24 protein-coding genes and 1 pseudogene are annotated in these 25,283 nt (G+C 73.2%); 16 read left to right on the top strand and 9 right to left on the bottom strand.

What is annotated here, in order from left to right:
* Positions 1–154: 154 nt before the first annotated feature.
* Positions 155–633 (top strand): annotated as a pseudogene (locus tag ACFHWE_RS20380) (hypothetical protein); the annotation flags it as partial.
* Positions 634–678: 45 nt separating this feature from the next.
* Here ACFHWE_RS20380 and ACFHWE_RS20385 read toward each other — a convergent pair.
* From ACFHWE_RS20385 to ACFHWE_RS20400, 4 genes are read right to left on the bottom strand one after another with little or no spacing between them, the layout of a single operon-like run.
* Entirely contained in the window at positions 679–2,094 is a 1,416-nt protein-coding gene (locus ACFHWE_RS20385) for an MmgE/PrpD family protein (protein WP_416603314.1), read from the bottom strand.
* The gene (locus ACFHWE_RS20390) at positions 2,091–2,903 is read right to left on the bottom strand and encodes a cyclase family protein (protein ID WP_416603315.1); all 813 of its coding nucleotides are present in this window, start codon (positions 2,901–2,903) and stop codon (positions 2,091–2,093) included. The genes ACFHWE_RS20385 and ACFHWE_RS20390 overlap by 4 nt, the downstream gene beginning before the upstream one ends.
* Positions 2,900–3,772: an HpcH/HpaI aldolase/citrate lyase family protein gene (locus ACFHWE_RS20395; protein ID WP_416603316.1), complete on the bottom strand. Its 873-nt coding sequence runs from the start codon at positions 3,770–3,772 to the stop codon at positions 2,900–2,902. Before ACFHWE_RS20395 ends, ACFHWE_RS20390 begins: the two co-directional genes overlap by 4 nt.
* Positions 3,769–4,998 carry a CaiB/BaiF CoA transferase family protein gene (locus tag ACFHWE_RS20400; protein WP_416603317.1) on the bottom strand — a complete coding sequence of 410 codons (1,230 nt, stop codon included), beginning with the start codon at positions 4,996–4,998 and terminating at the stop codon, positions 3,769–3,771. Before ACFHWE_RS20400 ends, ACFHWE_RS20395 begins: the two co-directional genes overlap by 4 nt.
* A gap of 347 nt (positions 4,999–5,345) precedes the next feature.
* On the opposite strand from ACFHWE_RS20400, the gene ACFHWE_RS20405 reads away from it, so the two are divergent.
* On the top strand, positions 5,346–6,746 hold the full coding sequence (locus tag ACFHWE_RS20405; protein ID WP_416603318.1) for an FAD-binding protein: 1,401 nt from the start codon (positions 5,346–5,348) through the stop codon (positions 6,744–6,746).
* A gap of 12 nt (positions 6,747–6,758) precedes the next feature.
* Positions 6,759–8,222 (top strand): dihydroorotase, encoded by a 1,464-nt coding sequence (locus ACFHWE_RS20410; protein WP_416603320.1) that lies wholly within the window; start codon positions 6,759–6,761, stop codon positions 8,220–8,222.
* Positions 8,223–8,281: 59 nt separating this feature from the next.
* On the opposite strand, the gene ACFHWE_RS20415 is transcribed toward ACFHWE_RS20410, so the two are convergent.
* Together ACFHWE_RS20415 and ACFHWE_RS20420 are read right to left on the bottom strand one after the other, a co-directional pair.
* A complete protein-coding gene (locus tag ACFHWE_RS20415) occupies positions 8,282–9,481 on the bottom strand; it encodes an FAD-dependent oxidoreductase (protein WP_416603322.1) in 1,200 nt (399 codons plus the stop codon).
* 82 nt (positions 9,482–9,563) lie between these two features.
* The gene (locus ACFHWE_RS20420) at positions 9,564–10,340 is read right to left on the bottom strand and encodes an IclR family transcriptional regulator (RefSeq protein WP_416603324.1); all 777 of its coding nucleotides are present in this window, start codon (positions 10,338–10,340) and stop codon (positions 9,564–9,566) included.
* A 131-nt stretch (positions 10,341–10,471) separates the two neighbouring features.
* Between ACFHWE_RS20420 and ACFHWE_RS20425 the strand changes: the two genes are divergently transcribed.
* The 6 genes from ACFHWE_RS20425 (at position 10,472) to ACFHWE_RS20450 (ending at position 15,962) form a co-directional block, all read left to right on the top strand.
* A complete protein-coding gene (locus tag ACFHWE_RS20425; protein ID WP_416603326.1) occupies positions 10,472–10,768 on the top strand; it encodes a Dabb family protein in 297 nt (98 codons plus the stop codon).
* A complete protein-coding gene (locus ACFHWE_RS20430; RefSeq protein ID WP_416603327.1) occupies positions 10,765–11,409 on the top strand; it encodes an isochorismatase family protein in 645 nt (214 codons plus the stop codon). The genes ACFHWE_RS20425 and ACFHWE_RS20430 overlap by 4 nt, the downstream gene beginning before the upstream one ends.
* Complete coding sequence (locus tag ACFHWE_RS20435) at positions 11,406–12,311, top strand: isocitrate lyase/PEP mutase family protein (RefSeq protein WP_416603328.1); 906 nt, start codon at positions 11,406–11,408, stop codon at positions 12,309–12,311. Before ACFHWE_RS20430 ends, ACFHWE_RS20435 begins: the two co-directional genes overlap by 4 nt.
* On the top strand, positions 12,308–13,051 hold the full coding sequence (locus ACFHWE_RS20440) for an arylmalonate decarboxylase (RefSeq protein WP_416603329.1): 744 nt from the start codon (positions 12,308–12,310) through the stop codon (positions 13,049–13,051). Before ACFHWE_RS20435 ends, ACFHWE_RS20440 begins: the two co-directional genes overlap by 4 nt.
* Before the next feature lie 45 nt (positions 13,052–13,096).
* Positions 13,097–14,782, top strand: coding sequence for a nitrilase-related carbon-nitrogen hydrolase (locus ACFHWE_RS20445; RefSeq protein WP_416603330.1), 1,686 nt, complete (start codon positions 13,097–13,099; stop codon positions 14,780–14,782).
* A 364-nt stretch (positions 14,783–15,146) separates the two neighbouring features.
* Positions 15,147–15,962, top strand: a complete 816-nt coding sequence (locus ACFHWE_RS20450; RefSeq protein ID WP_416603331.1) for an IclR family transcriptional regulator — start codon at positions 15,147–15,149, stop codon at positions 15,960–15,962.
* 47 nt (positions 15,963–16,009) lie between these two features.
* On the opposite strand, the gene ACFHWE_RS20455 is transcribed toward ACFHWE_RS20450, so the two are convergent.
* Complete coding sequence (locus tag ACFHWE_RS20455) at positions 16,010–16,291, bottom strand: hypothetical protein (protein WP_416603332.1); 282 nt, start codon at positions 16,289–16,291, stop codon at positions 16,010–16,012.
* Between the two features lie 63 nt (positions 16,292–16,354).
* The gene (locus ACFHWE_RS20460) at positions 16,355–17,410 is read right to left on the bottom strand and encodes a class I SAM-dependent methyltransferase (protein ID WP_416603333.1); all 1,056 of its coding nucleotides are present in this window, start codon (positions 17,408–17,410) and stop codon (positions 16,355–16,357) included.
* Between the two features lie 359 nt (positions 17,411–17,769).
* On the opposite strand from ACFHWE_RS20460, the gene ACFHWE_RS20465 reads away from it, so the two are divergent.
* The 7 genes from ACFHWE_RS20465 (at position 17,770) to ACFHWE_RS20495 (ending at position 24,770) form a co-directional block, all read left to right on the top strand.
* Entirely contained in the window at positions 17,770–19,338 is a 1,569-nt protein-coding gene (locus ACFHWE_RS20465; RefSeq protein ID WP_416603334.1) for an ABC transporter substrate-binding protein, read from the top strand.
* Between the two features lie 83 nt (positions 19,339–19,421).
* Positions 19,422–20,504 carry a class I SAM-dependent methyltransferase gene (locus ACFHWE_RS20470; protein WP_416603335.1) on the top strand — a complete coding sequence of 361 codons (1,083 nt, stop codon included), beginning with the start codon at positions 19,422–19,424 and terminating at the stop codon, positions 20,502–20,504.
* Positions 20,501–21,511: an ABC transporter ATP-binding protein gene (locus ACFHWE_RS20475; RefSeq protein WP_416603336.1), complete on the top strand. Its 1,011-nt coding sequence runs from the start codon at positions 20,501–20,503 to the stop codon at positions 21,509–21,511. The genes ACFHWE_RS20470 and ACFHWE_RS20475 overlap by 4 nt, the downstream gene beginning before the upstream one ends.
* Complete coding sequence (locus ACFHWE_RS20480; protein ID WP_416603337.1) at positions 21,508–22,620, top strand: ABC transporter ATP-binding protein; 1,113 nt, start codon at positions 21,508–21,510, stop codon at positions 22,618–22,620. Before ACFHWE_RS20475 ends, ACFHWE_RS20480 begins: the two co-directional genes overlap by 4 nt.
* A 2-nt stretch (positions 22,621–22,622) precedes the next feature.
* Positions 22,623–22,898, top strand: coding sequence for a hypothetical protein (locus ACFHWE_RS20485; protein WP_416603339.1), 276 nt, complete (start codon positions 22,623–22,625; stop codon positions 22,896–22,898).
* Positions 22,899–22,902: 4 nt separating this feature from the next.
* A complete protein-coding gene (locus ACFHWE_RS20490; protein WP_416603340.1) occupies positions 22,903–23,829 on the top strand; it encodes an ABC transporter permease in 927 nt (308 codons plus the stop codon).
* A 26-nt stretch (positions 23,830–23,855) separates the two neighbouring features.
* Positions 23,856–24,770 carry an ABC transporter permease gene (locus ACFHWE_RS20495; protein WP_416603341.1) on the top strand — a complete coding sequence of 305 codons (915 nt, stop codon included), beginning with the start codon at positions 23,856–23,858 and terminating at the stop codon, positions 24,768–24,770.
* A gap of 62 nt (positions 24,771–24,832) precedes the next feature.
* Here ACFHWE_RS20495 and ACFHWE_RS20500 read toward each other — a convergent pair whose 3' ends face one another.
* The gene (locus tag ACFHWE_RS20500; protein WP_416603342.1) at positions 24,833–25,216 is read right to left on the bottom strand and encodes a helix-turn-helix domain-containing protein; all 384 of its coding nucleotides are present in this window, start codon (positions 25,214–25,216) and stop codon (positions 24,833–24,835) included.
* Positions 25,217–25,283: the final 67 nt, after the last annotated feature.

Consider the following 25,283-nt stretch of genomic DNA (forward strand, 5'->3'; position numbering starts at 1 on the left):
CTCCTCCCCCGGCCCATGAACACGTGATCTTGCTACCAGCGCAGCTCAGGTAGGCGACGCCTGCACTGGTAGCAAGATCACGCACATTCGGGCTCCACGATCGGGTCCATGGCGGACGCGATCGGCAACGTTTTCTTCCTGACCGGGGACGGCGGTGCTGGAGCTGGACCCCGAGGAGGCGGACCTGCCGCGGTTGCAGGAGCTGGGGTACGAGGTGTTCACGTCGGTGGGCTCGGTGGAGCGGACCGAGCAGGACCTGTCGGGGTCTACACCGCTGTGTCCTTCGCCGAGGACGAGTCGGCCGAACCGTCGGCCCAGCCGGGCCCCGAGACCACCGACTTCGGCAGGGCGATGCTGTCGCTGTACGAGCGGGCCAAGTCCGAGGCGGGCTACACGGCCTCCTCGTTCCTGGGGATGCTCTCCGACCTGGGTCCGATGGAGACCGCACGCAAGCTGCTCGACGCCCCGGCGGTCTCCGACGGGTTCGCGAACCTGTGGGAGCGGGGGCGGATGGACCTGACGGTGGAGGCGCTGGTGCTGCGGTCGGAGTACGCGCCGCTGTTCTCCGCCGAGCAGATGGAGCGGGCGCACGCGCGCCTGGCCCAGTTCGGGTACCGCTTCCTGGACGACTGAGCGGTCCGTCCGGCCGCCTCCCGGGCGGCGGCCGGACGGGCGGTGTCACAGGGCCGGGACCGTCGCCGCCTCGGCCAGTTCGGAGCACAGGCCCTCCACGGACGGCGCCCCGGCCAGCTCCCGTACCCGGGCCACGACGCGGTCGGGTTCGGCCACGCGCCGGAGCGCGTTGAGGCGGAACTTGGTCTCCAGCTCCTCGGCGGAGAGGGGGTTGCCGGGGCCGCCCCGGTTGGCCGTGACGCGGGCCTGCCGCGTGGTCCCGTCGTGCAGGACGGCGGTGAGGACGGCGGGGAACTGGCGGGGGAAGATCCGGTCGCACTCGGCGTCGGGCACGCACCGGACCCGGGCGGCCAGGGCCAGGCGGCCGGGGTCGGCGGCGGCCCGGTCGGTGAAGTCCTCGTGGAAGAGCCCCAGTCCGCCGCCGCCGGAGAGCGCGGCGGCGACGGTGTAGGGGCCGCTGAAGGCGGCATGGTAGCCGGAGCGGGGGTTGGCCTTCTCCGCGGCGGGCTCGCCGATGGTGCGCAGTACCGCCGTGGGCACGCCCAGTTCGAGTCCGGCGACCTGGTCGGCGCGCAGGCCCTGCGCGCGCAGCCGCAGGGCGGCGTCCACCCCGGCGTGCGTGAAGTGGTTGCAGGGGTAGGGCTTGAAGAAGATGCCGGGCAGCTCCCACTGCTCGGTGAACCCGTCGGTGACACGGTGGGCGCGGCCGGCGTCGCCGCAGAACGCCTCCAGGAACCCGAAGCGTCCCTCCACGACGGTGGGCGGCCCGGTCAGGCCGTGCCGGGCCAGGTCGGCGGCGGACACCCCGGCGTGCGCGGCCCAGCCGCAATGCACCCGTTTGATGGTGCCGCCGGTGCGGTTGGCCTCGATGAGGCCCGAGCCCATGCTGGCCGCGATCCCGGCGGCGTGGGCGACGCCCACCGCGTCCAGCCCCTGGAGGAGGGCGGAGGCCACGGCCGCCCCCACGGCTCCGCAGATGGCGGTGGCGTGCAGGCCGCGTTCGAAGAAGACCGAGTTGCCCAGGTCCTCGTCGTATCCGGCCATGCCCAGGCGGACGGCGAGTTCGATGCCCAGGCCGGCGGCGTCCAGCAGCCCGGCGCCGGAGCGCCCGTGGGCCTGCGCGCTGGCCAGCGCGGCGGGGATGATGGGGGCGGAGGGGTGCAGGACCGAGGGCAGGTGGGTGTCGTCGAAGTCCAGGGCGTGGGCGAGGGTGCCGTTGACCAGGGCGGCGGCGGGGGCGGGGTAGCGCGCGCCGGTGGCCAGGGACGTGGCCGCCGGGGGGCCTCCCCACTCGGTGGCCACCGCCTCGGCGATGCGGGCGGGCTCCTGGTCGGCGGCGGCCAGGCTGTTGCCGAGCAGGTCCAGCACCCGGCGGGAGACGTCGGTGCGCAGATGGGCGGGCAGCCCGGCGGTGTAGGCGGCGTGGGCGCGCTGGGCCGCGGTGACGATGACGGGGCTCATGCGCTCACCACCGCCAGGGGACGCACGGGCGAGCCGGTGCCGCCGACGATCTTCAGGGGGCTCAGCACGAACACGAACTCGCCGGCCCCCTCGCGGGCCAGGTCCTCCAGCCTCATGTGCTCGATGATGTGGATGCCGTGCTCCACCAGAAGGAGCCGGTGCACGGGCAGGACGCTGTGGCCCTTTCCGGCCGGGATTTGCTCGAAGGCGGTGGTGTCGGCTCCGGCGGCGGCGATGCCGCGCTCGGCCAGCCAGCGCCCGGCCTCCTCGGTGGGGCCGGGGACGCCGTCCTCCTGGCCGAGGTAGGCGGGGGCGTCATGGAAGCGGGTGGCCCAGCCGGTGCGGACGAGGGCGACGTCGCCGGGGCCGGGCTCGGCTCCACCGTGGGCGGCGGCCCTGTCCAGGTCTGCGGCGCTCACCCCGTAGCCGGGGTCCAGGCACTCGACGCCGTGGGCGGCGGCCACGTCGAGCAGGACGCCGCGGCGGACGAGCGGTTCCATGCGGTCGATGCCGTGGTGGGCGAACCTGCCGTTGACGGTGGCCTCGGCGGCGTCGATGCCGCCGTGCAGGCAGCCCTCGTGCGACACGTGGGAGAGGGCGTCGACGTGGGTGCCCACGTGCCCCCCGGTGATGATGAGTTCGTTGGCGGCCGAGCCGCCGTCGGGGCGCACCATGTCGCCGTGGCGGCGGATGAGGGTCATCCGGAACCCGGGGTGGTTGGGTGAGGAGGGCATGCCGGTGAACAGCGGCTGGGCGAGGTCGATGGTGCGGACTCCGCCGCGGACCGCCGCAAGGAGCGGGTCTGTCATGGGGTCTTCTCCTCGGTGTCGGAGGGGGTGTCGGGTGCGAAGGCGAGGACGGCCCGGGCCGCGTGGACCACGGCCGGGTCGACGAAGCGCCCGTCGCGGGTGAGGAAGGCGCTGGAGCCGTGGGACCGGGCGTCCTCCAGGGCGGCCAGGAGTTCGGCGGCCTCGCGGTGTTCGCGGGGGCCGGGCGTGTAGGCGGCATGGACCGCGGGCACCTGCCGGGGGTGGATGACCGAGCGGCCGAAGAAGCCCATGGCGCGGCCCCGTTCGCTGGAGGCGCGCAGCCCGCTTTCGTCGGCGATGTCGGTGTGGACGCTCTGGACGGGGCTGGGCAGGCCCGCGGCGCGCGCGGCGTTGACCACGCGTGAGCGCGCCCAGTCCAGTGCGGTGTCGGCGGTGGCGCGCAGGCTGGCGCGCAGGTCGGCCTCGCCCAGGGAGATTCCGGCGACGGCCGGGTGGGCGGTGGCGACGGCGAAGGCGTTCTCCACGCCCAGGGCGCTCTCCAGCAGGACGTACAGCGGGAGGGGCCGACCGGCGGCGAGCGCGTCGGCGGCGCGGCGCACCTGGTCGGCGGTCTCCGCCTTGGGCAGGCGCAGGCCCGCCAGCGGCGCGCGGGCCAGGGCCTCCAGGTCACGCGCCCCCCAGGGGCCGTCGAGGTCGTTGACGCGCACGTGGAAGGGGCGCGGGGCGTGTTCGGCCAGGTCGAGGACGGTGGTGCGGGCGCGCTCCTTGGCGTGGGCGGGGACCGCGTCCTCCAGGTCGACGACGACGGCCTCGGCCGGTCCGGCGAGCGCCTTGGCGACCCGGTCGGGGCGGGTGGCGGGCACGTAGAGCCAACTGCGCGGCGGGCGGTCCGCGGGTGCGCGGTTCACCTGTGCTCCTTGGTGAGGCGGGCGATGTGTTCGGGGTCGACGCCGAAGCGGCTGAGCACGTCGGCGGTGTCGGCGCCCCGGTCGGGGCCGGTGGTGCGAATGGCGCCGGGGGTCTCGGAGAGGCGGAAGAGGACGTTCTGCATGCGGATCGGCCCCAGTTCGGGGTCCTCGACGGTGGTGATGGTGTCCAGGGCCTGGAACTGGGGGTCCTGGAGGACGTCGCGGACGTCGTAGACGGGGGCGACGGCGGCCTGGGCCTCCTCGAAGACGGCGACCACCTCGTCGCGGTCGCGCAGGGCGATCCATCCGCCGACCGCCTCGTCGAGTTCGTCGGCGTGCCGGGCGCGTTCGGCACCGGAGGCGAACCAGGGCTCGTCGATGAGTTCGGGGCGCCCGACCAGGCGCATCACCCGTTCGGCGATGCTCTGCGCGCTGGTGGAGACGGCCACCCACTTTCCGTCGGCGGTGCGGTAGGTGTTGCGGGGGGCGTTGTTGGAGGAGCGGTTGCCCAGGCGTTCCTGGACGGTGCCGAGCTGGTCGTAGACGGTGGGCTGGGGGCCCAGGACGGTGAGGATGGGTTCGGTGATGGCCAGGTCGATCACCTGGCCGCGCCCGGTGCGGGTGCGGGCGTGCACGGCGGTCATGACGGCGTAGGCGGTGGTGAGCGCGGCGATGCCGTCGGCGAGGCCGAAGGGGGGCAGGACGGGCGGGCCGTCGGGCTCCCCGGTGATGGCGGCGAAGCCGCTCATGGCCTCGGCGAGGGTGCCAAAGCCCGGCCGGTGGGCGTACGGGCCGAACTGCCCGAATCCGGTGACGCGGGCGAGGATGAGGCGCGGGTTGATCCGCGAGAGCACGTCGTAGCCCAGGCCCCAGCGTTCCAGGGTGCCGGGGCGGAAGTTCTCGATGACGACGTCGGCCCCGGCGACCATCTGCTTGAAGGCCTCGCGGCCGTCCTCGGAGCCGAGGTAGAGGCCGACCGACTTCTTGTTGCGGCCGAGCATCTTCCACCACAGGCCGGTGCCGTTCTTGGCCGCGCCGTGGGTGCGCACCGGGTCGCCCCGGTCGGGGTGCTCGACCTTGATCACGTCGGCGCCGAAGTCGCCGAGCATGGTGGCCGCCATGGGCCCGGCGAACAGGGTGGCGATGTCCAGCACGACGAGGTCGTTGAGCGCTCCGGGGGCGGCGGGGGGCGGTCCGGCGTGGCCGGTGTCGGGGCCGTTCACCATGGCGGTCCTCATTCGTTGATCAGCGGTGCCGAAGCGGGGGTGGCGGGCGGTGGGCGGCATGATGGCACATCCCACAGCTCGTTCCATCTAAAGGAACATAGTTCCACTGAAGAGGCTGAATCGCAATGACACGACACGGAAAAATCACCCAAAACAGGTGATAAACCGGCGCAACACAAGACTCTTGACACCCCATCCCCCGGATGGCACTGTCAACGAAAGTACTGTGTTCCTTTGAATGGAACACTGATCCGATCAAGCACCGGAAGGTGAGGCATGCGAGAACCCATCGGCGGACCGGCCGCCGCGTCGGCACAGGTCCCGCACCGGCACCCGGGCGGGCGGCCGTGAGCCGGGACGAACCGCCGCGGGAGGACGCCGTCGACCTGGTCGTGGCCGGGGCCGGAGGGGGGCTGGCGGGCGCGCTGCGCGCCGCCGAGGCCGGACTGGACGTCCTGGTGGTCGAGTCCAGCGAGACGTTCCGCCGCGGCAACAACACCTCCATGTCCACCGCGATGATCCCCGGCGCCGGGAGCCGCTGGCAGCGGCAGGCCGGGGTGGCGGACTCCCCCGAGCTCTTCCTCGCCGACGTCATGGCCAAGACGCGCGGCGAGGCCGACCCGGTGGTGGCACGCGCCCTGACCTCCTTCAGCGCAGAACTCGTCACCTGGCTCGCCGACGGCCTCGGCCTGCCCCTGGAGCTGGCCACCGATATCTCCTACCCCGGCCACGCGGTGACGCGCTGCCACACCGTCCCCTCCAGGACCGGGGCGGAGCTGCTAGACCACCTGGTGTCCCGGGCGCGGCGCCACCCGCGGATCGACTTCCTCGCCCCGGCCCGCCTGGTGGACGCGCGCACCAACGGGGAGCGGGTGCGCGCCGCCGTCGTCCGCTACCCCGACGGGAGCGAGGAGGAGATCCCCGCCCGCGCCCTGCTGCTGGCCTGCAACGGCTACGGCGCCGACGGCGACGCCGTACGCGAGCTGATGCCCGAGATCGCCGGCGCCGTCTACCACGGCGGCGAGCACTCCCGGGGCGACGCCCTGGACATCGGCGGGAGGCTGGGCGCGGCCACCGGCTACCTGGACGCCTACCAGGGGCACGCGGCCCTGGCCTGCGGCGCGAACACCCTGGTCGGGTGGGCGACGGTCATGCACGGAGGCGTGCTGGTCGACACCGGCGGACGGCGCTTCGGCGACGAGACCGTGGGCTACTCGGAGTACGCCGCCCTCCTCGCCGCGCGGCCCGGTGCCACCGGCTGGATCGTCTTCGACGAGCGGGTGCACGAGCTGTGCCTGGCCTTCGGCGACTACCGCGACACCGTGGAGCAGGGCGTGGTGGTCTCGGCCGCAGACGCCGACGGGCTCGCCGACGCCTGCGGCCTGGCCGCCGACGAGCTCGCGCGCACCCTGGAGCTGGCCGAGCGCAGCGCGGCCGGTGCCGCCCCCGACGCGTTCGGGCGCTCCTCCTGGGAGGCGCCGCTGCGCGCCCCCTACCGCGCGGTGCGCGTGCGGCCCGCCCTCTTCCACACCCAGGGCGGGCTGTCGGTGGACGGCCACGCGCGGGTGCTGCGCGAGGACGGCTCCCCGGTCGAGGGGCTGTACGCCTCCGGCGGCGCGGCCGTCGGCATCTCCGGCCACGGCGCGGGCGGCTACCTGGCGGGCAACGGACTGCTGCCCGCCCTGGGCCTGGCCGTCCTCGCCGCCGACCACTGCCGGGGCGGCGCCCCGGCACCCCAGAGTTCCTGAGAGGTGACCAGCATGTCCGAGTTCGAGTTCGACTCGATCATCAAGAACGTCCGGGTAGTACGCCCCGACACCGACACGGTGGAGGAGGGCGACATCGCCGTCGCCGGGGGCCGGGTGGCGCGGGTCGCCCCGGGCATCGACGCCTCGCTCGCCCCCGAGACCGTCGAGGGGCGGGGCCGGCTCGCCTTCCCCGGCGCGGTCGACGCCCACCAGCACTGGGGCATCTACAACCCCCTGGACGTGGACGCCCGCACCGAGAGCCGCGCCGCCGCCCAGGGCGGGGTGACCACGGGGCTGACCTACATCCGCACCGGCCAGTACTACCTGAACAGGGGCGGCGACTACGCCGACTTCTTCCCCGAGGTGCTCGCCCTCGCCCGGGGGCGCGCCCACATCGACTACGCGTTCCACGTCGCGCCCATGCAGAGCAGCCACCTGGAGGAGCTCGACGCCCTGGTCGACGACTTCGGCGTGACCTCCTTCAAGATCTTCATGTTCTACGGCGGCCACGGCCTGCACGGGCGCTCGGACGACCAGTCGTCGTTCCTGATGACCCCGCCCGGAGAGCGCTACGACATCGCCCACTTCGAGTTCGTCATGCGCGCCCTGCAAGGGGTGCGCGAGCGCCACCCCGGGATCGCCGACCGGCTGTCGCTGTCACTGCACTGCGAGACGGCCGAGATCATGTCCGCCTACACCCGGATGGTGCAGGAGGAGGGCGAACTGAGCGGCCTGGCCGCCTACAGCGCCTCCCGACCGCCGCACTCGGAGGGGCTGGCGGTCACGATCGCCTCCTACCTGGCGCACGCCACCGGCCTGCCCACGATCAACCTGCTGCACCTGTCCTCGGCCCGGGCCATGGAGGCGGCGATGACCATGGCCGGGGCCTTCCCCCACATCGACTTCCGGCGCGAGGTGACCCTGGGCCACCTGCTGACCGACATCGACACCGGGCACCCGGTGGGCGGCAAGGTCAACCCGCCGCTGCGCCCGCGCGCCGACGTCGAGGCATTGTGGGAGCACCTGCTGGCCGGGCACGTCGACTGGGTGGTCAGCGACCACGCCTGCTGCAAGGAGGAGATGAAGTTCGGTGCCGACCGCGACGACGTCTTCCTGTCCAAGTCCGGTTTCGGCGGGGCCGAGTACCTGCTGCCCGGCCTGTTCTCCGAGGGCCGCCGCCGCGGCCTGCCCGAGGCGGCGGTGGCGCGGCTGGTGTCGTGGAACCCGGCGCGGCGCTACGGCCTGCGCGACAAGGGCACCATCGCGCCCGGCTACGACGCCGACATCGCTCTGCTGGACCCGGACGCGCCCTGGACGGTGCGGGCGGAGGACTCCGAGTCCACCCAGGAGTACTCCCCCTTCGAGGGCGTCGAGATCGGCGCGTCGGTCACCGACGTGTTCCTGCGCGGCTCGCGGATCGTGGCGGACGGCAAGGTCGTGGGCGACCCGCAGGGGTCCTACGTGAAGCGGTCCTGAGCTCACACGCTTCCGGCCCCGGCCCTCTGGAGAGGGCCGGGGCCGGTGCTCGGCGGGGGTCAGGCCCGGGAGGCGAGCATGGAGCTGACCCGCAGGTAGGCGCGGGAGCTCTCGGGGTCGGCGGCGGTGCGGACCAGCTTCTCGTGGTTCCTGCGGCGCTGGTCGGCCGACTTGTGCTGGAGGTTCTCCCAGTTGCGGTGGGTGGCCGCTCGCACCAGGTCGAGGGCGACGCCGCGGCGCCGGCCAGAGTAGCCCTCCACCCGCTCCGGGTCGCCGTCGAGGGCGGCCAGGACCGAGTGCGCCGCGTCCACGGCGTCATGGATGCCGCTGTTCATCCCCATGCCGCCGAGCGGGTTGTTCAGGTGCGCGGCGTCGCCGGCCAGGAGGAAGGGGCCGTGGCGGAAGTCGTCGGCCACGCGCTGGTGCACGTGGTAGAGCGAGGTGTGGACCACGGTGTACCCGTCGGGGTGGGCGGCCAGCGCCTGCAACCGCTTCTGGACGGTGGCGGGCGCGGTCGCGTCGGCGGCGTCGGCGCCGTCGGGGACCGGGAAGAGCACGCGCCAGTGCCGCGGGGTGCGCAGCATGACCAGCCACTCCTCGGGGTCGGAGACGTAGTTGACCTCGCAGATGCCCGGGACGAGCTCGGACAGGTCGTCGTCGACGGAGACGATGAGGAAGCGCTCGGGGTAGGTCATGCCGGGGAAGTCCGCGCCCAGGCACTTGCGGACGGCGCTGCCCGCGCCGTCGGCCGCGATGACCCAGGGCGCGCGCCACTCGCGCGGCCGCTCCCCTCCGGTGCGCACCACGGCGAGGCCGTCCTCGACGCGGGCCGACTCCACGCGGGCGCCCAGGACGATCTCGACGCCCGGCATGGCGGCCAGCCTGCGGTGGGCGATGTCGACGAGGTTCTGCTGCTCGCTCTGGAGCCGGTAGGGGAAGGCGGTCTCCCCTTCCAGGGCGGAGAGGTCGAACTCGGCCACCAGTCCCTCGTAGCGGTCGCGGTACTGGTAGGAGCGCGAGACGAGGCCCCGGCGGTGCAGCTCCCCGGCGACGCCGAGGTCGTCCAGCATCTGGAGCGTGGGCGGGTGGAAGGTGGAGGCCCGGGACTCGTCGGGGTCGCGGTCCAGGGAGGCGTCGGCCTCCAGGACGACGACCTCGGTCCCGGCCTGGGCCAGGGCCAGCGCGGCGGTCGCGCCCACCGGGCCGAGGCCGACGACCACGACGGGGCCGGCACGGTGGGTGGAGGTGTCGGTACTCACTCGATCCCCTTCTCTGTGTGCTCTCACAATGAAGGAATCGAACTTTCGTATAATGGGAAAGTATCGTGCGCGGGTGCCGGAGTCAACGCAGCCGGTCGAGCCCGGCACTCACCTCGGCGGCACCCTCCCGCACCAGGGAGGAGACGCGTTCGCGCTGCCCCTGCTCCAGGCGGAACAGCGGTCCGGCCACACCGATGGCGGCGACGAGGCGGCCCTGCTCGCTCACCGCGGCGGCCACGCCCCAGATGCCCTGGTCCACCTCCTCGAAGCTCTGCGTCCAGCCCTGCTCGGCGACCAGCGCCAGCTCGCCCTCGGTCGGGGGGCGCAGCCCGGTGCCTGAGGGGAGGGCGGCCTCCTCTGACAGGCGCGCGAGGTAGTCGGCGCGCTCGCGCGCGGGCATCCCCGACAGCAGTACGCGCGCGGCCGAACCGCGGTGCAGCGCCATGGGCTGGCCGGGGTCGAACTGGAGGCGGACCGGGTGCGGGGACTCGGCCCGGTCCACGCACACGGCGGCCGTCCCGGTCCTCTTGACCAGCAGAGCGGTCTCGCCGGTCCGCTCGGCGAGCCGGTCAAGGACCGGGCGCGCGAGGTGCTCCACGCTCCCCCACGCGGCGCGGGCGGCACGGGCCATGCCGATGACCCGGAAGGTCAGCCGATAGCTCCCGGCGGCCTCGGCCTCCTCCACCAGGCCACTGGCGCGCAGGACCGACAGGTACCGGTACACCGAGCTCAGGGGCGCGTCGATCTCCCGGGCCAGCTCGACCGCGGTGAGGGTGTGCCGCCTCTCATCGAAGGCCAGCAGCAGGCCCAGCACCTTGCGCGAACTCTCCGCCCCGCTCCGGCGCTCCGCCGACACCATGGCCACTCCCTTGACGGCGACTTCGCGCGCCGATTAGCATCTATCAAATTACGAAAATCATGCTCTCACAATGTGGTAATCGCTGCAACCCGCCTGGAAGCGGCCCCGCTTCCCGAACGGAGGAACGCACAGTGATCCGACACGTCCTGCTCCTGAAGTGGACGGAGGAGGCCACCGGCGACCAGCGCGAGGCCGCGCTCCGGGGCTTTGACGAACTCGGTGGGAGCGTCCCGCAGATCCGGTCGCTGACCGCGCGGCCCGACACCGGCCTGGCCGGGGGCAACGCCGACCTGCTCGTCACCATGGACTTCGACGACGCCGACGGCTGGCGCGCCTACCAGGCGCACCCGGCCCACCAAGCACTGATCGACACCGTGCTGCGCCCGATCCTGGCCGGGCGCGAGGCGATCCAGGTGGCCCTGCCGTGAGCGCCTCCCCCGGAAACGCCCCGGCGGACCGCGCCCGTGCGGGGTTCTCCGGCCGCCTGGAGCCGCCGCGCCGCCCGGCCCTGCTCGTGGTCGACCTGGTCAACGCCTACCTCGACCCCGAGTCCCCCCTCTACGCCGGGGACGGGGGCATCGTCGACCGGGTCGCCGACCTGGCCGAGGCCGCCCGCTCCGCCGGGCTCCCCGTGGTCTTCACCTACGTCGGCTACCGCCGCGACGGACGCGACGGTGGGCTGTTCCACCGCAGGGTCCCCGCGCTCGCCCTCTTCACCGAGGGCGCCGACCCCCGGCACGGCGCGCCGCCCGAACCGCTGCGGCCCCGCCCCGGCGACATCACCCTCACCAAGCAGTACCCCAGCGCCTTCTTCGGCACGGCGCTGGCCTCCACCCTGCGCACCCTGGGGGCCGACGGCACGGTCGTCACCGGGACCAGCACCAGCGGATGCGTGCGCGCCACCGCCGTGGACGCGCTGTGCCACGGGTTCGCCCCGGTCGTGGTGACCGACGCGGTGGCCGACCGGGACCGGCACGCCCACCGGGCCAACCTGCGGGACCTGGAGACCAAGTACGCCGAGACACTCACCGCCGACCGGGCCCGCGCCTGGCTGGAGGGGCTGCGGTGACCGCCGCCGAGAGCTCGTCCGCCGCACGCCTGCGCGCGCTGCTGCGCGCCGAGCACACCGCCCCCCTGCTGGCCCCCGGCTGCTTCGACGCACTGTCGGCCCGCCTGGTGGAGGAGGCGGGTTTCCCCGTAGCGCACGTGTCCGGCGCCGCGGTCTCGGCCGTGGCACTGGGCCAGCCCGACCTCGGGTTCGTCGGCGCCACCGACATGGTCCAGGCCCTGTCCCGGATCAGTGCCGCCGCCTCCGTCCCGCTCATCGCCGACGCCGACACCGGCTACGGCGGGCCGGTCCAGACCGCGCGCACCGTCCGGCGCTACGAGCTGGCCGGGGCCGCGGCCCTGCACATCGAGGACCAGGTCCTGCCCAAGCGCTGCGGGCACATGGCCGGCAAGGAGATCGTCCCGCTGCCCGAGGCGGTGGCGCGCGTGCGGGCCGCCGTGGAGGCGCGGCGCGAACTCGTGGTCATCGCCCGCACCGACGCGCTGTCGGTCGCCGGAGCCGACGAGGCGGTCCGCCGCGCCGGGGCCTTCGCCGAGTGCGGCGCCGACGCGGTGTTCGTCGAGGGCGGTCTGGACCGCGCGACCGCCGAGCGGGTGCGTGCCGCCGCGCCCGGCCTCCCGCTGGTGCTCAACGCCTCCGAGAGCGCCGCCGCCGACCCCGCCCCGGCCGACGCCCTCGCCGCGCTGGGTGCCCGGGTGGTCCTCTCCCCCGTCGCGCCCCTGCTGGCGGCGGCCCAGGGCATACGCGCCGCACTGGCCGCCCTGCACGCGACGGGTACCGCGGCCCCGGTCCCCCGCATGCCCTGGGCGGAGTTCAACGACCTGCTGGGACTGCCCGGGCACACCTCCGTGGAGGAGCGCCTGGGCGCCCGGCCCGATCGACACGACCAGGAGCCGACATGACCACCGTTCTGGCCCACCGCGCCGCGTTCGGCGTGATCGTCCCCTCGACCAACACCGTCGTCGAGGACGAGTACAACCGCATCCGCCCCGCCGGGGTCTCCTACCACGCCGGCCGCATCCTCATCCGGAACGGCCGCCTGGACGACGACGACGTGTTCGAGAGTTTCCTCCGGGACCTGCGCGGGCAAGTGGAGAGCGCCATCGAGTCCGTGATGACCTGCGAGCCGGACCACCTCATCATGGGCATGTCCGCGGAGACCTTCTGGGGCGGGGCCGAGGGCAACGCCCGCTTCGAGCAGTGGGTCCGCGACGCCTCCGGGACCGGGGTGACCTCCGGGGCCAGGGCCTGCGACGCGGCGCTCAAGGCCGTGGGGGCCCGGCGCATCGGGGTCATCACGCCCTATCAGAGCGTCGCGGACGAGGAGGTCCGCCGGTTCTTCACCGAGATCGGCTACGACGTGGCGGACGTGCGCGGGCTCAAGTGCCCCTCCGCCACGGCCATCGCCGGGGTGGCAGAGCACGAGGTGGAGGCGGCCTTCCGCGCGGTCGACGGGGAAGGGGTGGACGCCCTGGTCCAGGCGGGCACGAACCTGCCGGCGGTCGCGGTCGCCGACCGCCTGGAGCGTGAGCTGGACAAGCCCGTGATCCCCATCAACGCCGCCACGGCGTGGCACGCCCTGCGCACCCGCGGGATCACCGACCCCGTCGACGGCGCCGGACGGCTGCTGCGCGAGTTCTGACCGCGGGAAAGGCCTTCCCGACCCCTTCTCACCGAAAGTGACACCATGGCTCTTCACCGTGTGGCTGCGGCACAGTTCTTCTCCGGTACGGACGCGGCCGCCAACCTCGAACTGTGCGACGACTACGTACGGCGCGCCGCCGAGGCCGGCGCCCGGCTCGTGGTCCTTCCCGAGAACAGCAACCGGCTGCGCGACTACGCCGACCGCCGCGAGTGCTGGGAGTGGTCCGAGACCCTGGACGGCGCCTTCGTCTCCGGTCTGCGCGCGAGCGCCCGCGCCTGGGGGGTGTACATCGCGGCGGGGGTGGACCTGCGCGGTGAGAGCGCCCCCGACGTCCACATCTGCTCGGTCCTCATCGGCCCGGACGGCGACGTCCTGGGCGTGCACCGCAAACACGTGCTGTGGGACTACGAGTACACCCTCTTCGTCCCCGGCGACGAGCCCTACCGGGTCCACGAGACCGAGATCGGCCGGATCGGCCTGCTGCTGTGCGCCGACGGCATCGTACCCGACACCCCGCGCGCCCTGGCGCTGTCGGGCGCGCAGATCCTGTGCAACTCGCTGAACTCCCGGGGACCGGACGAGTACCGGGTGCACGTCCCGCTGCGCGCGATGGAGAACCGCGTCTTCCACGTCGCGGCCAACACCGTCGGCGGGCCCGCGGACGGCTGGCCGTGGATGGGCGGCAGCCAGATCGTCGCGCCGGACGGCACCCGCCTGGCCGACGCCGGGGAACTGGAGCCGGGCCTGGCGGTGGCCGACATCGACCCCGGCGAGGCCGACGACAAGACGATGCCCGGGGTGGGGGACGTGTTCGCCTGGCGGCGCACCGACCTGTACTCGCCCCTGGCCGCGCCGCTGGAGGCGCTGCCGGTCGCGGCGATGTGCGGTCCCGCACCCGAGGACATGGCGCCGAGGCCGCTGAGGGCCGCCGCGCTCCAGGTCAGCCACTTCCCCAACACGGAGTGGACGGTTACCCGCGCACTGGAGCAGATCGCCTACGCGGGGCGCCGCGGCGCCGACCTGGGCGTGCTGCCCGCCCTCTTCTGCTTCCGTCCGGGCGAGGCCGCCGCCGACCCGGCCGCCGCCGCCCGCCTGTCTCGCGGGGTGCTGGAGCGCCTGGGCCGGGCGTGCGCCGACGCCGGGGTGTGGGTGGTCGCCCACCTGGTGGAGGAGGCCGCGGGCGCGTACCACTCCACCGCCTACCTGCTGGACCGCGCCGGTCGGATCGCGCACACCTACCGCAAGACCCACCTGAACGCCGCCGAGCGGGGGTGGGCGGTGCCCGGCGACCGGATCGACGTGGCCCATACGGAGATCGGGGCGGTCGGTCTGATGGTCGGCGACGAGGTGTGGGTGCCCGAGGTGGCACGGCTGCTGACGCTGGCCGGGGCCGAGGTCATCGCCCACCCGGCGGACTGGCGCGCGCCCGAGGAGGCACACGTGGCCGCGACCGAGCGCACGGAGGAGAACCGGGTGCACCTGGTCTCGTGCACGCGCCTGGACAGCCCGGCCGACGTGGGCAGCCAGGTGGTGCGCGCCGACGAGTTCGCCCCCGGCCAGCCGATCGCGCTGATGCGCTACCCCACCGGCCACTGGTCGCGCCCGGGTTTCGAGGAGCAACTGCTGGTCGATCTAGACCTGCGGGAGTCCCACAGCAAGATGATGGGGCACCACCTGGACCCGGTGGCCACCCGGGCCCCGGGCCTGTACGGGTCCCTGCTGCGCTGAGGCGGACCTGCTCCGGGAGCCGTTGGCGGCTCCCGGAGCACGGGCGCACACGGCGCCGGAGGAATAGGGAAACGGTTCGGCGCCGGACCCGCCGAAATTCCACGTCCGGGTATCCTCGGCCGCGAGTGGGAATGACGGACGGTCACGGAAACGGCGGTTTTCGGGAGCAGACCCCTGCGAACCGGCCATCGCACGGGTTGACACAGAGCCCCGAATGTTCCGTTTACTGAAACCGTGTTACGGGCTACACTCGGAGTGCCCACGCGCGGTCCCGTACCACCGTTCCTCTGTCAGGAACGGCGGCGCACGCGACACGGACCCGGGAGCCGTGGGAAGGACCCGTCCCACAGCGAGGAGCCCCGCCATGCCCCCCACCTCCGTCCCGCAGGACCGCTCCGCGGCCGCCCGGCGCGAGTCCGGAAGCCAGACCGTGGCCACCGTCGAGCGCGCCGCCGACATCCTGGTCCTGTTCGCCGAGGCGGACTCCCCCACGCTCGGCGTCACGGAGATCGCCGAGCGGCTGGGCACCTCCAAGGCCGCCGTGCACCGCATCCTGGCCTCGCTGCGCTCGCGCGACCTGGTCCACCTGGACGAGGAGAGCCACCGCTACTCGCTGGGGACGACCGCCATGCGGCTGGGGGCCGCCTACCAGGAGCGGCTGGACATCCGCCAGGTCGCCGCAGCGGAGCTGCGCTCCCTCTCCCAGAGGACCGGCGAGACCACCACCCTGTCAGTGCGCACCGGCGACACCCGGGTCTACATCGACCAGGTCACCCCGCAGAGGGAGGTGATCATGACCGTCTCCCTGGGCGTGCGCTACCCGCTGCACGCGGGCAGTTCGTCCAAGGTGCTCCTGGCCTTCCTGCCCGAGGACGAGCGCGAGGCCTACCTGGGGCGCGAGCCGCTCGGCCCGCTCACCGGGGAGACCATGGTCGACACCTACGAGCTGCGCCGCGAGCTGGACCGGATCCGCGAGGCGGGCTACGCGACCTCCTTCGGCGAGCGCCAGGCCGGGGCGGCCTCCACGGCGGCACCCCTGCTGAACCACCGCGGCCTCCCCCTGGCCGCGATCAGCGTCTGCGGCCCCCGCGAGCGCTTCATGGCGGAGGCCGAGGCCTGCTCGCAGGCCCTGGTGGAGACCGCGGGCAGGATCTCCCGGCGCCTGGGGGCGCGCACATGAAAGCGGCGGCTCCCGGGCCGGTGCCCGGGAGCCGCCGCCGGGGGGCGTCAGCCGCGTACCGCCGCCTCCACGCGCGTGTCCTGGTCCAGGACCGCGCCGAAGACGCGCCGGACGAACGCGGCGCGCTCGCTCTGGAGCCGCTCCAGCAGCTCGCCGCCGGGGCGCAGCCGCTCGATCTCCTCCGGGTCCACCGTGCCCCGCTCGGCCAGCAGGTGCTCCAGGACCATGTTCCGGTCGCGCAGGATCCACACCTCCGAGGCGAGCTCGGTCACCATCCGGGCGATGTCGTCCAACCGCTTGGAGTCCAGGTAGTGGTCGGTCTTGCTCATGGCTGTCCTCTTTCGTGCCCGGGCGCCGGCGGGCACCCGTGTGCGGGGGTCGTCGGCGGGGGGTCAGGCCCGCCGCGGCTTGTGCGCCCGGTTGACCCAGGGGTAGTTGCCCGGGCCCACGCCGTAGGCCTGGACGTCGGTGAAGCCGATCTCCTTGAGCAGCCCCGGCATGTCGAGCTGGAGGGCCGAGCGCCAGTAGGGCTCGCCCCGGTTCTCGGTCTCCCAGTCCATGACGACGGCCCGGAAGGCCTCCTGGTGCTCGTAGGGCGCCACGTCGCCGATGACGATGTCGCCGCCGGGCTCCAGGACGCGGAACATCTCGCGCAGGATCGCCTCGGTGGCCTTGGGCGGCGTCTCGTGGAACAGGATGTAGGCGGCCACCAGGTCCACGGAGGCGTCGGGCAGCCCGGTGTCCTCGGCCGCGGCCTGGATCAGCTCCCAGTCCAGGCCCTCCTCGGCGGCGGTGGCGTGCGCGTAGCGCAGCATCTGGGTGGACAGCTCCACCCCGGCGACCCGGGCCCCGGGGAAGACCCTGCTCAGGGAGAGGGCGAAGCGGCCGGTGCCGATCCCGGGCTCCAGGACCCTGCGGTAGTCGCGCCGGGGGGCCTCCATGGCGACCAGGGTGCGCTGGTCGTTGAGGTTCTCGCCGGTGCGCACGGCGCCCACGCCGCCGGGCTTGAGGACGTAGTGGTAGCCGAAGTCCTGGGTGATGACGCCCATCAGGTCGTGGCCGTCCCACCCGCCGGGGGTGAGGTGGAAGCCGTTCTCCCAGTAGGCGGGGGGCTTGAGGCCGGGGTCCAGGGTCAGGCTTCCGGGGGCCTCGGGGACCTCCAGCCACTCCTCGATGGCCGGGCGCACCTCCTCGGCGGCCGGGATCGCCCGCACGTAGATCTCCTCGGCGACGTAGCGGGTGAGAAGGCGGTCGAAGCGCCAGGCGCTGCTGTCGGCGAGGGCCCCGTGGACGGAGTCGCGGCGCTCCCTGAGCTTGTCCGGGGGCTCGGGGACGGCCGCGGCGTAGTCGGCGGCGGCGCGCTTTTGCAGGACACCTCCCGCGTACCCCTGGAGCGATCCCAGGAACTCCATGCCCGCACGGCCCCGGTGGCGGATGGGTACGTCCATCAGCCGTCCTCTCCTGTTCCACAGTCTGGAACATCATTCCGATCAACTGGTGATTACACCTTAGCCTCCGCCTGATGAGTGTCAATGGTCTTTTTTGGCCCTTGACGCCTGACGTCCGCTATGTCCATTATTAGCGGAACGGCTTTCCAACTAAGGAAACGGATGTTCCCTTCGTTAAGCCGTGAAACACCCGCGTTAACCCAAGAGAACATTCGTCACCTTCAGTGACAGCGGCTCCGCCGAGAGACCAGTCGCACCTCCCAGGCCCCGTACCCCGGACCCGCACCGGGACCGAGCGGCCCCGCACCGTCCCACCCGCCCCGCACCGCCCATCCCCCAGGGACGCAGAAGGAGAGACCATGATCGGACATCCGACCAGAACGAACACCCCGGGGCCGTCCCGGCGCCGACCCGCCCGAAGGGGCACCGCCCTCCCCGCCGCCGCGTGCGTCACGGTGTCCGCCCTGCTGCTGACCGCGTGCGGAGCCCCCGGTTCCTCCTCCGGCGGCGGGGAGGAGGGGGCCTCCCCCATCACCATGGGCACCACCGTCAGCGAGGACGCCATCAACCCGCTGAACAAGCAGTACGCGACCTTCCAGTTCAACGCCTTCGACGCCCTGGTCCGACAGATGCGCGGCGACGAGGAGCCCCAGCCGCGCCTGGCCACCGAGTGGGAGCAGGCGAGCGACACCCTGTGGCGCTTCACCCTGCGCGAGGACGCCACCTTCCACGACGGCACCCCGGTCACCGCCGAGGACGTCGTCTTCAGCTTCAACACGATCATCGAGGAGCAGTTCGCCAACGCCTCCTACCTGACCACGGTCACCGAGGTACGCGAGGGCGAGGACGGGACCGTCGAGATCGAGACCGCCGAGCCGGACCCGCTCCTGCTCTCCCACGTCGGCCAGATCTTCATCGTGCCCAAGGCCCACTGGGAGGAGGTCGGCGGCGCCGAGGGGTTCAGCGCCGACCCCGTGGGGTCGGGACCCTACGAGATCACCTCCTTCGACCCCTCCACCGGCGTCGAGTACCGGGCCTACGACGGCTTCTGGGGCGAGGCGCCCGCCACCGAGAACGTCCACGTCCGCTACATCACCGACACGGGCGCGCTCTCCTCGGCCCTGGAGTCCGGCGAGATCGACATCGCGCACGAGCTGGCCCCCGACGCCCTGGAGATCCTGGACGGGCGCGACGACATCACCGTGCACAACGAGTTCAGCGGCCTGCAGAACATGTTCCAGATCAACGCCGCGCAGGAGCCCTTCGACGACCTGAGGATCCGCCAGGCCGCCGTCGCCGCCATCGACGCGCCCGCCATGATCGACGCGCTGTCCTACGGCGCGGGCATCCTGGAGGACGGCCAGGTGGCCGCCGAGGGCGTCTTCGGCTACTCCCCCGACATCGAGCGCCCCCCATTCGACCCCGACCGGGCCCGCGAGCTCCTGGAGGAGGCGGACGCGGTCGGCACCCCGATCACCGTCTCCGGCCAGGCACGCGACACCTCCGTCCTGGAGTCCCTCGGCAGCCAGCTCGACGCCGTCGGCTTCGAGACCACCATCGAGGCCAACGAGATCGGCGTGTGGGTGGAGCAGTTCCGCAACGGCACCGACGCCGACATCTTCTACCGCGGCTCCTCCTACAGCGGGATCTTCGACGCCGGCCGGCCCTACTCCTTCATCTCCAGCGGCGAGCGCCCCTTCGTCGAGGACGAGGAGTGGGACGCGCTCTACGAGGCCCAGCGCTCGGAGATGGACCGCGACCAGCGCGAGCAGTACCTCGTCGAGGCCTCCCAGTACGTCCTCGACCAGGCCTACGTCCTCTACACCTACGGCCGCCCCTCGGTCTCGGCCAGCGCCTCCGACATCTCCGGCGTCGAGTTCGACGACGGCCTGGTCGTGCTGCTGGACGGAGCCGTCCGCAACGGCTGACCGGAAACGGCCCGGGGCGCGCGGAGGGAGCCGGCGGCGCGCCCCGGGCCCTCCCGCACCCCGGCACCACCCTGAGGAGTGACATGAGCACCGCACAGTCCGCCGCCCCCGACGGGATGCGCGCCGACGTCGAGCTCGCGCAGCGCGGCCGGTCCGAGATGCAGTTCCTCCAGGCCATGCGCAAGGGCTTGCGGCCCCTGCAGTCGCGCTTGCGCGAGCGGCTGGAGGAAGGGGACCCGCTGCCCGCGGACGGCACCGACATCGCCGGGCTGCGCGCCGCGGCCGACAGGGAACTGGGCCGGGGCACCGGCCTGGGGCTCCTCGGCGCGGCCCTGCGGTGGAACCGCTCCGTGCTCACCCCCCGCGCGGTCGACGCCTTCGAGGAGCGCGCCGACGACCTGTCGGCCAAGGCCGCCCCGCCCGCGGCCGGGGCGATCGCCGACCGCGGCGACGCGGCGGTCCCCCGCTACTGGCGCTACGAGTTCCACGGCACGACCGGGGGGTGGGACGGCCACGAGCACATGGGCTTCATCCACCACGAACTGGTGTACCGCTACCTGCTGGTCCCCTCCTTCCCCGGCGACATCTTCGGCCAGCGCGCCGCCGTGGCCCGCCTCGCGCCGCGCGAGGCCTACACCGACGTCTGCGACCTGGGATGCGGCACCGGGCAGTACACCATGGAGCTCGCCCAGACCTACCCCGGAGCCCGCGTGACCGGGGTGGACCTGTCGCTGTCGGAGCTGCGCTACGCCCAGCGCCGCGCCGCCGAGGCCGGCCTGGACTGGGACCTGGTCCGGGCCCCGGCCGAGGACACCGGGCTGGAGGGGGAGAGCTTCGACCTGGTGACCTCCTTCATCCTCCTCCACGAGATCCCCCCGCACGCCATCCGCGGGGTCTTCGAGGAGGCGCTGCGCCTGCTGCGCCCCGGTGGCGACCTGGTCTTCTCCGACGTGGCCCCCTACCGCCTGCGCAGCCCCTACCAGGCGTGGTTCGACGACTGGGACGCCGAGAACGGGCACGAGCCCTGGTGGCGCACCGCCGCCACCCTCGACCTCGCCGAAACGGCCCGCGAGGCCGGGTTCACCGACGTACGCCAGGAGGCCCTGGGCCGGGAGTCCTACCCCTGGGTCACCCTGGCCCGCAAACCCGAACGGGGGCGGCAGTGAGCACCGACACGGACATCCTCCGGCTGGACCGGGTGGGCGTGCGGCTGCGCACGGCGGAGGGCGAGGCGCGGATCCTGCGCGACGTCTCCTTCTCCGTCGGGCGCGGCGAGATCGTCGCGCTGGCGGGCGAGTCAGGTTCGGGCAAGTCCACGACGCTGATGACCGTCCTGCGGCTGCTGGCCCCCGGAGCCCGGGTCGACGGGTCGATCCTCGTCGACGGGCGGGACATCGCCCCCCTGCGGGGGCGGCGGCTGCGCGAGTTCCGCGCTCGCACCGCCCGCATGGTGTTCCAGGACCCGTGGCGGGCCCTGCACCCCATGCACACCATCGGCCGCCAGCTCACCGAGTCGGCCCGCGCCGCGGCCCCGTCGCTGTCCAGGCGCGCCGCGCTCGACCTGTCGGGGGACATGCTCTCCCGAGTCGGCATCCCCGACCCGGCGGCGCGGCTGCGCTCGTACCCCCACGAGGTCTCCGGCGGGCAGCTCCAGCGTGTCGTGATCGCCATGGCCCTGGTGGCCTCCCCGTCGCTGCTGCTGTGCGACGAGCCCACCACCGCGCTCGACGTCACCACCCAGGCGCAGATCCTCGAACTCCTCCAGGAGCTCAACCGCGACCTGGGGGTCTCCATCGTCCTGGCCACCCACGACCTCGACGTCATCGCCGACGTCGCCGAGCGGCTGGTCGTCATGTACGCGGGCGCGGTCTCCGAGGAGGGCCCCACCGCCCAGGTGATGGCCCGCCCGGAGCACCCCTACACGTGGTCCCTGATGCAGGCCGCTCCGGGACGGTACCCGGGTGAGCGGCTGCGCGCCATCGAGGGGAGGCCGCCCTCACCGCTGGCCGCCGTCGCCGGATGCCCGTTCGCCCCGCGCTGCGAGCACCGGGCCGACCCGTGCGCGAGCGCGCCGCTCACACCCGTGCCGCTGGAGGGCCGACCGGACCGGCGCTCGGCGTGCGTGCGCGTGACCGCGGAACCGGCACACCCCGGGGAGAGGACACCGGCATGACCGACGACCGAAGGGCGCCGGGGGACGACGGTTTCGTCCTGCGTGCCCGCGAACTGACCAAGCACTTCCCCCTGGGGGGCCTGGGCCGCTCCCGCAGGGTGCTGCGGGCCGTCGACGGCCTCTCCCTGGATCTCAGGCGGGGCGAGACCCTGGGGCTGGTGGGCGAGTCCGGGAGCGGCAAGACCACCGTGGGCCGCACGCTCATCCGCCTCTACCGGCCCACGTCCGGGACGATCGAGTTCGAGGGCCGCGACATCACCCGCCGTTCCGGGGCCGGGCTGCGCAACGACGTGCGGCGGCGGATGGCCATGGTGTTCCAGAACCCCTCGACCTCGCTCAACCCCTATCTGAGGGTGGGTTCGACCCTGGCCGAACCGCTGGTGGTCCACGGCATGGGCGACGCCGCGCAGCGCGCCGCCAGGGTCGCCGAGACCCTGGAGACGGTCGGCCTCGACGCCTCCATGGCCCAGCGCTACCCGCAGGAGCTCTCCGGCGGGCAGCGCCAGCGCATCGGGATCGCCCGCGCGATGATCACCGAGCCGTCGCTGATCATCGCCGACGAGCCGACGGCGTCCCTGGACGTGTCCGTCCAGGCCCAGATCGTCAACCTCCTGGGCGACCTCCAGCGGGACCTGGGGATGGCCTACCTGTTCATCACCCACGACCTCGCGCTGGTGCGCCACATCAGCCACCGGGTGGCGGTGATGTACCTGGGCAGGCTCATGGAGCTCTCGCCCCCGGAGTCGCTGTTCACCGACCCCCTCCACCCCTACTCCGCCGTGCTCGCGTCGATGCACCTGGAGAGCGGGAAGCGCATCATCCCCGGCGGGGAGATCCCCTCCCCCGTGGCACCGCCGTCGGGGTGCGTATTCCGCACCCGCTGCCCGATCGCGCGCGAGCGCTGCGCCGCGGAGGCCCCGCGGCCCCGCGAGGCCGCCCCCGGGCGGACCGTCGCCTGCCACTTTCCCGGCGAGCTGGGGATCGACCGGTCCTCGGCGGGCGCGCGCCCCAGACCCGCCCTCCCGTCCTTCGCCGACACCCGCCCGCCCGCGGGGCCGCAGCGGCCGGTGGCCGCCGCGACGGCACCACGTACCAGCGAGGAGAAGTAGCCATGCCAGGTTTCGCCAAGGACGACGCCGTGTACCTGACCGACCCTCGGCACATGGACGCGCTCTTCTCCCTCACCATGGAACTGGCCTCGGAGCTGTGGGTGGTGCGCGACCGGCTCGCCGTCATCGAGCACCTGCTGGAGGAGCGGGGCACGCTCACCCGAGAGGACGTCGAGCGGACACAGCCCGAGGGCGCGTTCGCCGAGCGGCTCGCCGCCGAGCGCGAACGGTTCCTGACCCGGATGTTCGCCTCCGCCACGCGAAACGACGAGGGATAGCGCCATGGTGTCCTACCTCGCCCGGCGCCTCGCGCTCATCGCCTTCGTGGCGGTGGGCGTCTCCACCCTGCTGTTCGTCCTGGTGCGGCTCTCCGGCGACCCCGCGGCGCTGCTGGTGCCCGCCGACGCCAGCCCGGAGGTCGTGGCGGCCACCCAAGCCCGGCTGGGCCTGGACGAGCCCCTGGCCGTGCAGTACCTGAACACGGTCGCCGCCAACTTCACGCTCGACTTCGGGCAGTCCTTCATGTTCGGGCTGCCCTCCGCCCAGATGGTCTTCGAGCGGCTGGGGCCGAGCCTGTGGATCGTACTGCCGCCGCTGTTCATCGCCCTGGTGGGCGCGCTCGCCATCGGCGTCTACGCGGCTCTGCGGCCCACCCGGCCCTCGGGCCGTGCCCTGATGGTCGTGACGTTCCTCTTCGACGGCGTCCCCTACTTCTGGCTGGCGATCCTGCTCGTGCTGGTCTTCGCCATCAATCTGCAATGGCTGCCCGCGACCGGCAACGCCGACTTCTCCGCGCTGGTCATCCCCTGGACCGTCCTGAGCATCTACGGGCTGGCGACCCTGAGCCGCCTGGTCCGCGGGCAACTGCTGGACGCGTTCACCGAGGGACACGTCACCACGGCCCGGTCCAAGGGCGTCAGCCCGGCGCGCGTGCTGTTGCTGCACGCCCTGCCCAGTGCGCTGCCGCCCGTCCTGGCCTGGCTGGGCATCCAGTTCTCACTGATGTTCAGCGCCCTGCTCATCCTCGAACCCCTGCTCAACTACAACGGGCTGGGCGCGCTGCTGGTCGAGAGCGTCTCCAACCGGGACTTCCCGCTGATCCAGGCCAGCGTGTTCAGCCTCGCGGTGCTGATCACGGTGATGAACATCCTCATGGACGGCATCGTCAGAACGGTCGATCCGCGGCTCCGGACGAAGGCGGCACAATGAACGGCACCCCGACCACAAGCGAGAGCATGGCACCCGCGCCGGCCACCGCGGACCGCAGTATCTCCCGCGGCAGGGAGATCGCGGGCCGAGTCTGGTCCGCGCCCATGGGCAGGCTCTCCGCCTTGATGATCGCCGCCCTGGTCCTGGTCGCGTGCTTCGCGGAGCTGATCGCCACCCACGACCCGACCCTCCAGGTGCTCCAGCGGACCAACGAGCCCCCGTCCTGGCTGGGGGGCGAGGGCGGCCACCTGCTCGGAACCGACTCGCTGGGCCGCGACGTGTTCAGCCGCATCATCGTCGGCCTGCGACTCAGCCTCCTCATCGGGTTCCTCACCGCCAGCGCGACCGCCGTGATCGGCCTGGCCCTGGGGCTGCTGGCCGGCTACTACGAGCGCTTCGTCGGCGGGTTCCTCATGCGGATGGCCGACATCCAGTTCGCGGTGCCCTTCGCGGCCGTGGGCATCGCCCTGGCGGCGTTCGCCGGCCCCAGCATCGTCCTGCTGATGGCGGTGCTGGCGTTCTGGGGGTGGACCAACTACGCCCGGACCATCGTGTCCCTGGTACAGCGCACCAAGCGGCTGGACTTCGTCACCGCGGCCCACACCACGGGCGCCTCCCCCGCCAGGGTGCTGGTACGCCACATCACCCCCAACGTCCTGGGCCCCGTCATCATTCTGTGGTCCACGAGCGTGGGCACGCTGATCCTGGTCGAGAGCTCCCTGAGCCTGCTGGGCCTGGGGGTGCAGCCGCCCGGGTTCTCACTCGGCAGCATGCTCGCCGACGCGCAGAAGACCCTGCGCCTGGCCTGGTGGGCCGCGGTCTTCCCCGGCGTGGGGATCACCCTGGTCGTCATCGCCTTCAACCTGCTGGGCGATGCCCTGCGCGACGCGTTCAACCCCTCGCTCGGCTCCCTGGCCGACAACGACCCCGACCTGACGTGAGGGCCGCGGGTGCGCCGCCGTGCGTGCGGCGGCGCACCCCTGCTGTCCGATCAGTGCACGGGTCAGTGCACGGGAACGGGGGGCTGCTGTAAGTGGTCGGCGGTCGTGGCGGGGCCGGAGGTGTTCCGGGGCGAGCTTCCGGCGCGGGGCTGCCCGGCAGTGGGGGGCCGTCCCGGCCTCGGGGCGTCCCTGAGACCCGCGAGGCGTTGTTCGGCGAAGCGGCGGCGCCACTTGCGGACGGTGGCCATGCTCACGCCCAGCTCAAGGGCGACCTGGCGCTGGGAGACGGGCGTACCGCAGGAGGTCGCCCGGTCGCAGGCCAGCACGATACGGGCTCTCAGGACGATGTCCTGGGGGAGTTTCCACTTCCTGGTCCAGGTGTGGAGGGTGTCGCGTTCTTCGTCGGTCAGGTCGATCGGCTCGAGTTTCGGGCCGGGACGTCCCATCAACCATCTCCTTCGTACGTCTGCGGAACGGGGATCTCGGGGAAACGGGACCTCGGGCGGCGTGGCC

The organism is Nocardiopsis sp. LOL_012 (assembly GCF_048060475.1).
GTDB lineage: Bacteria > Actinomycetota > Actinomycetes > Streptosporangiales > Streptosporangiaceae > Nocardiopsis.

Bases quoted from the DNA above. Each gene is read 5' to 3' on its own strand.
- ACFHWE_RS20490 (WP_416603340.1), top strand. From the start codon at position 22,903: ATGGTGTCCTACCTCGCCCGGCGCCTCGCGCTCATCGCCTTCGTGGCG.
- ACFHWE_RS20495 (WP_416603341.1), top strand. From the start codon at position 23,856: ATGGCACCCGCGCCGGCCACCGCGGACCGCAGTATCTCCCGCGGCAGG.
- ACFHWE_RS20400 (WP_416603317.1), bottom strand. From the start codon at position 4,998: ATGGTGAACGGCCCCGACACCGGCCACGCCGGACCGCCCCCCGCCGCC.
- ACFHWE_RS20390 (WP_416603315.1), bottom strand. From the start codon at position 2,903: ATGACAGACCCGCTCCTTGCGGCGGTCCGCGGCGGAGTCCGCACCATC.
- ACFHWE_RS20410 (WP_416603320.1), top strand. From the start codon at position 6,759: ATGTCCGAGTTCGAGTTCGACTCGATCATCAAGAACGTCCGGGTAGTA.
- ACFHWE_RS20420 (WP_416603324.1), bottom strand. From the start codon at position 10,340: ATGGTGTCGGCGGAGCGCCGGAGCGGGGCGGAGAGTTCGCGCAAGGTG.
- ACFHWE_RS20440 (WP_416603329.1), top strand. From the start codon at position 12,308: ATGACCACCGTTCTGGCCCACCGCGCCGCGTTCGGCGTGATCGTCCCC.
- ACFHWE_RS20500 (WP_416603342.1), bottom strand. From the start codon at position 25,216: ATGGGACGTCCCGGCCCGAAACTCGAGCCGATCGACCTGACCGACGAA.
- ACFHWE_RS20450 (WP_416603331.1), top strand. From the start codon at position 15,147: ATGCCCCCCACCTCCGTCCCGCAGGACCGCTCCGCGGCCGCCCGGCGC.
- ACFHWE_RS20460 (WP_416603333.1), bottom strand. From the start codon at position 17,410: ATGGACGTACCCATCCGCCACCGGGGCCGTGCGGGCATGGAGTTCCTG.
- ACFHWE_RS20470 (WP_416603335.1), top strand. From the start codon at position 19,422: ATGAGCACCGCACAGTCCGCCGCCCCCGACGGGATGCGCGCCGACGTC.
- ACFHWE_RS20385 (WP_416603314.1), bottom strand. From the start codon at position 2,094: ATGAGCCCCGTCATCGTCACCGCGGCCCAGCGCGCCCACGCCGCCTAC.
- ACFHWE_RS20445 (WP_416603330.1), top strand. From the start codon at position 13,097: ATGGCTCTTCACCGTGTGGCTGCGGCACAGTTCTTCTCCGGTACGGAC.
- ACFHWE_RS20485 (WP_416603339.1), top strand. From the start codon at position 22,623: ATGCCAGGTTTCGCCAAGGACGACGCCGTGTACCTGACCGACCCTCGG.
- ACFHWE_RS20465 (WP_416603334.1), top strand. From the start codon at position 17,770: ATGATCGGACATCCGACCAGAACGAACACCCCGGGGCCGTCCCGGCGC.
- ACFHWE_RS20455 (WP_416603332.1), bottom strand. From the start codon at position 16,291: ATGAGCAAGACCGACCACTACCTGGACTCCAAGCGGTTGGACGACATC.
- ACFHWE_RS20480 (WP_416603337.1), top strand. From the start codon at position 21,508: ATGACCGACGACCGAAGGGCGCCGGGGGACGACGGTTTCGTCCTGCGT.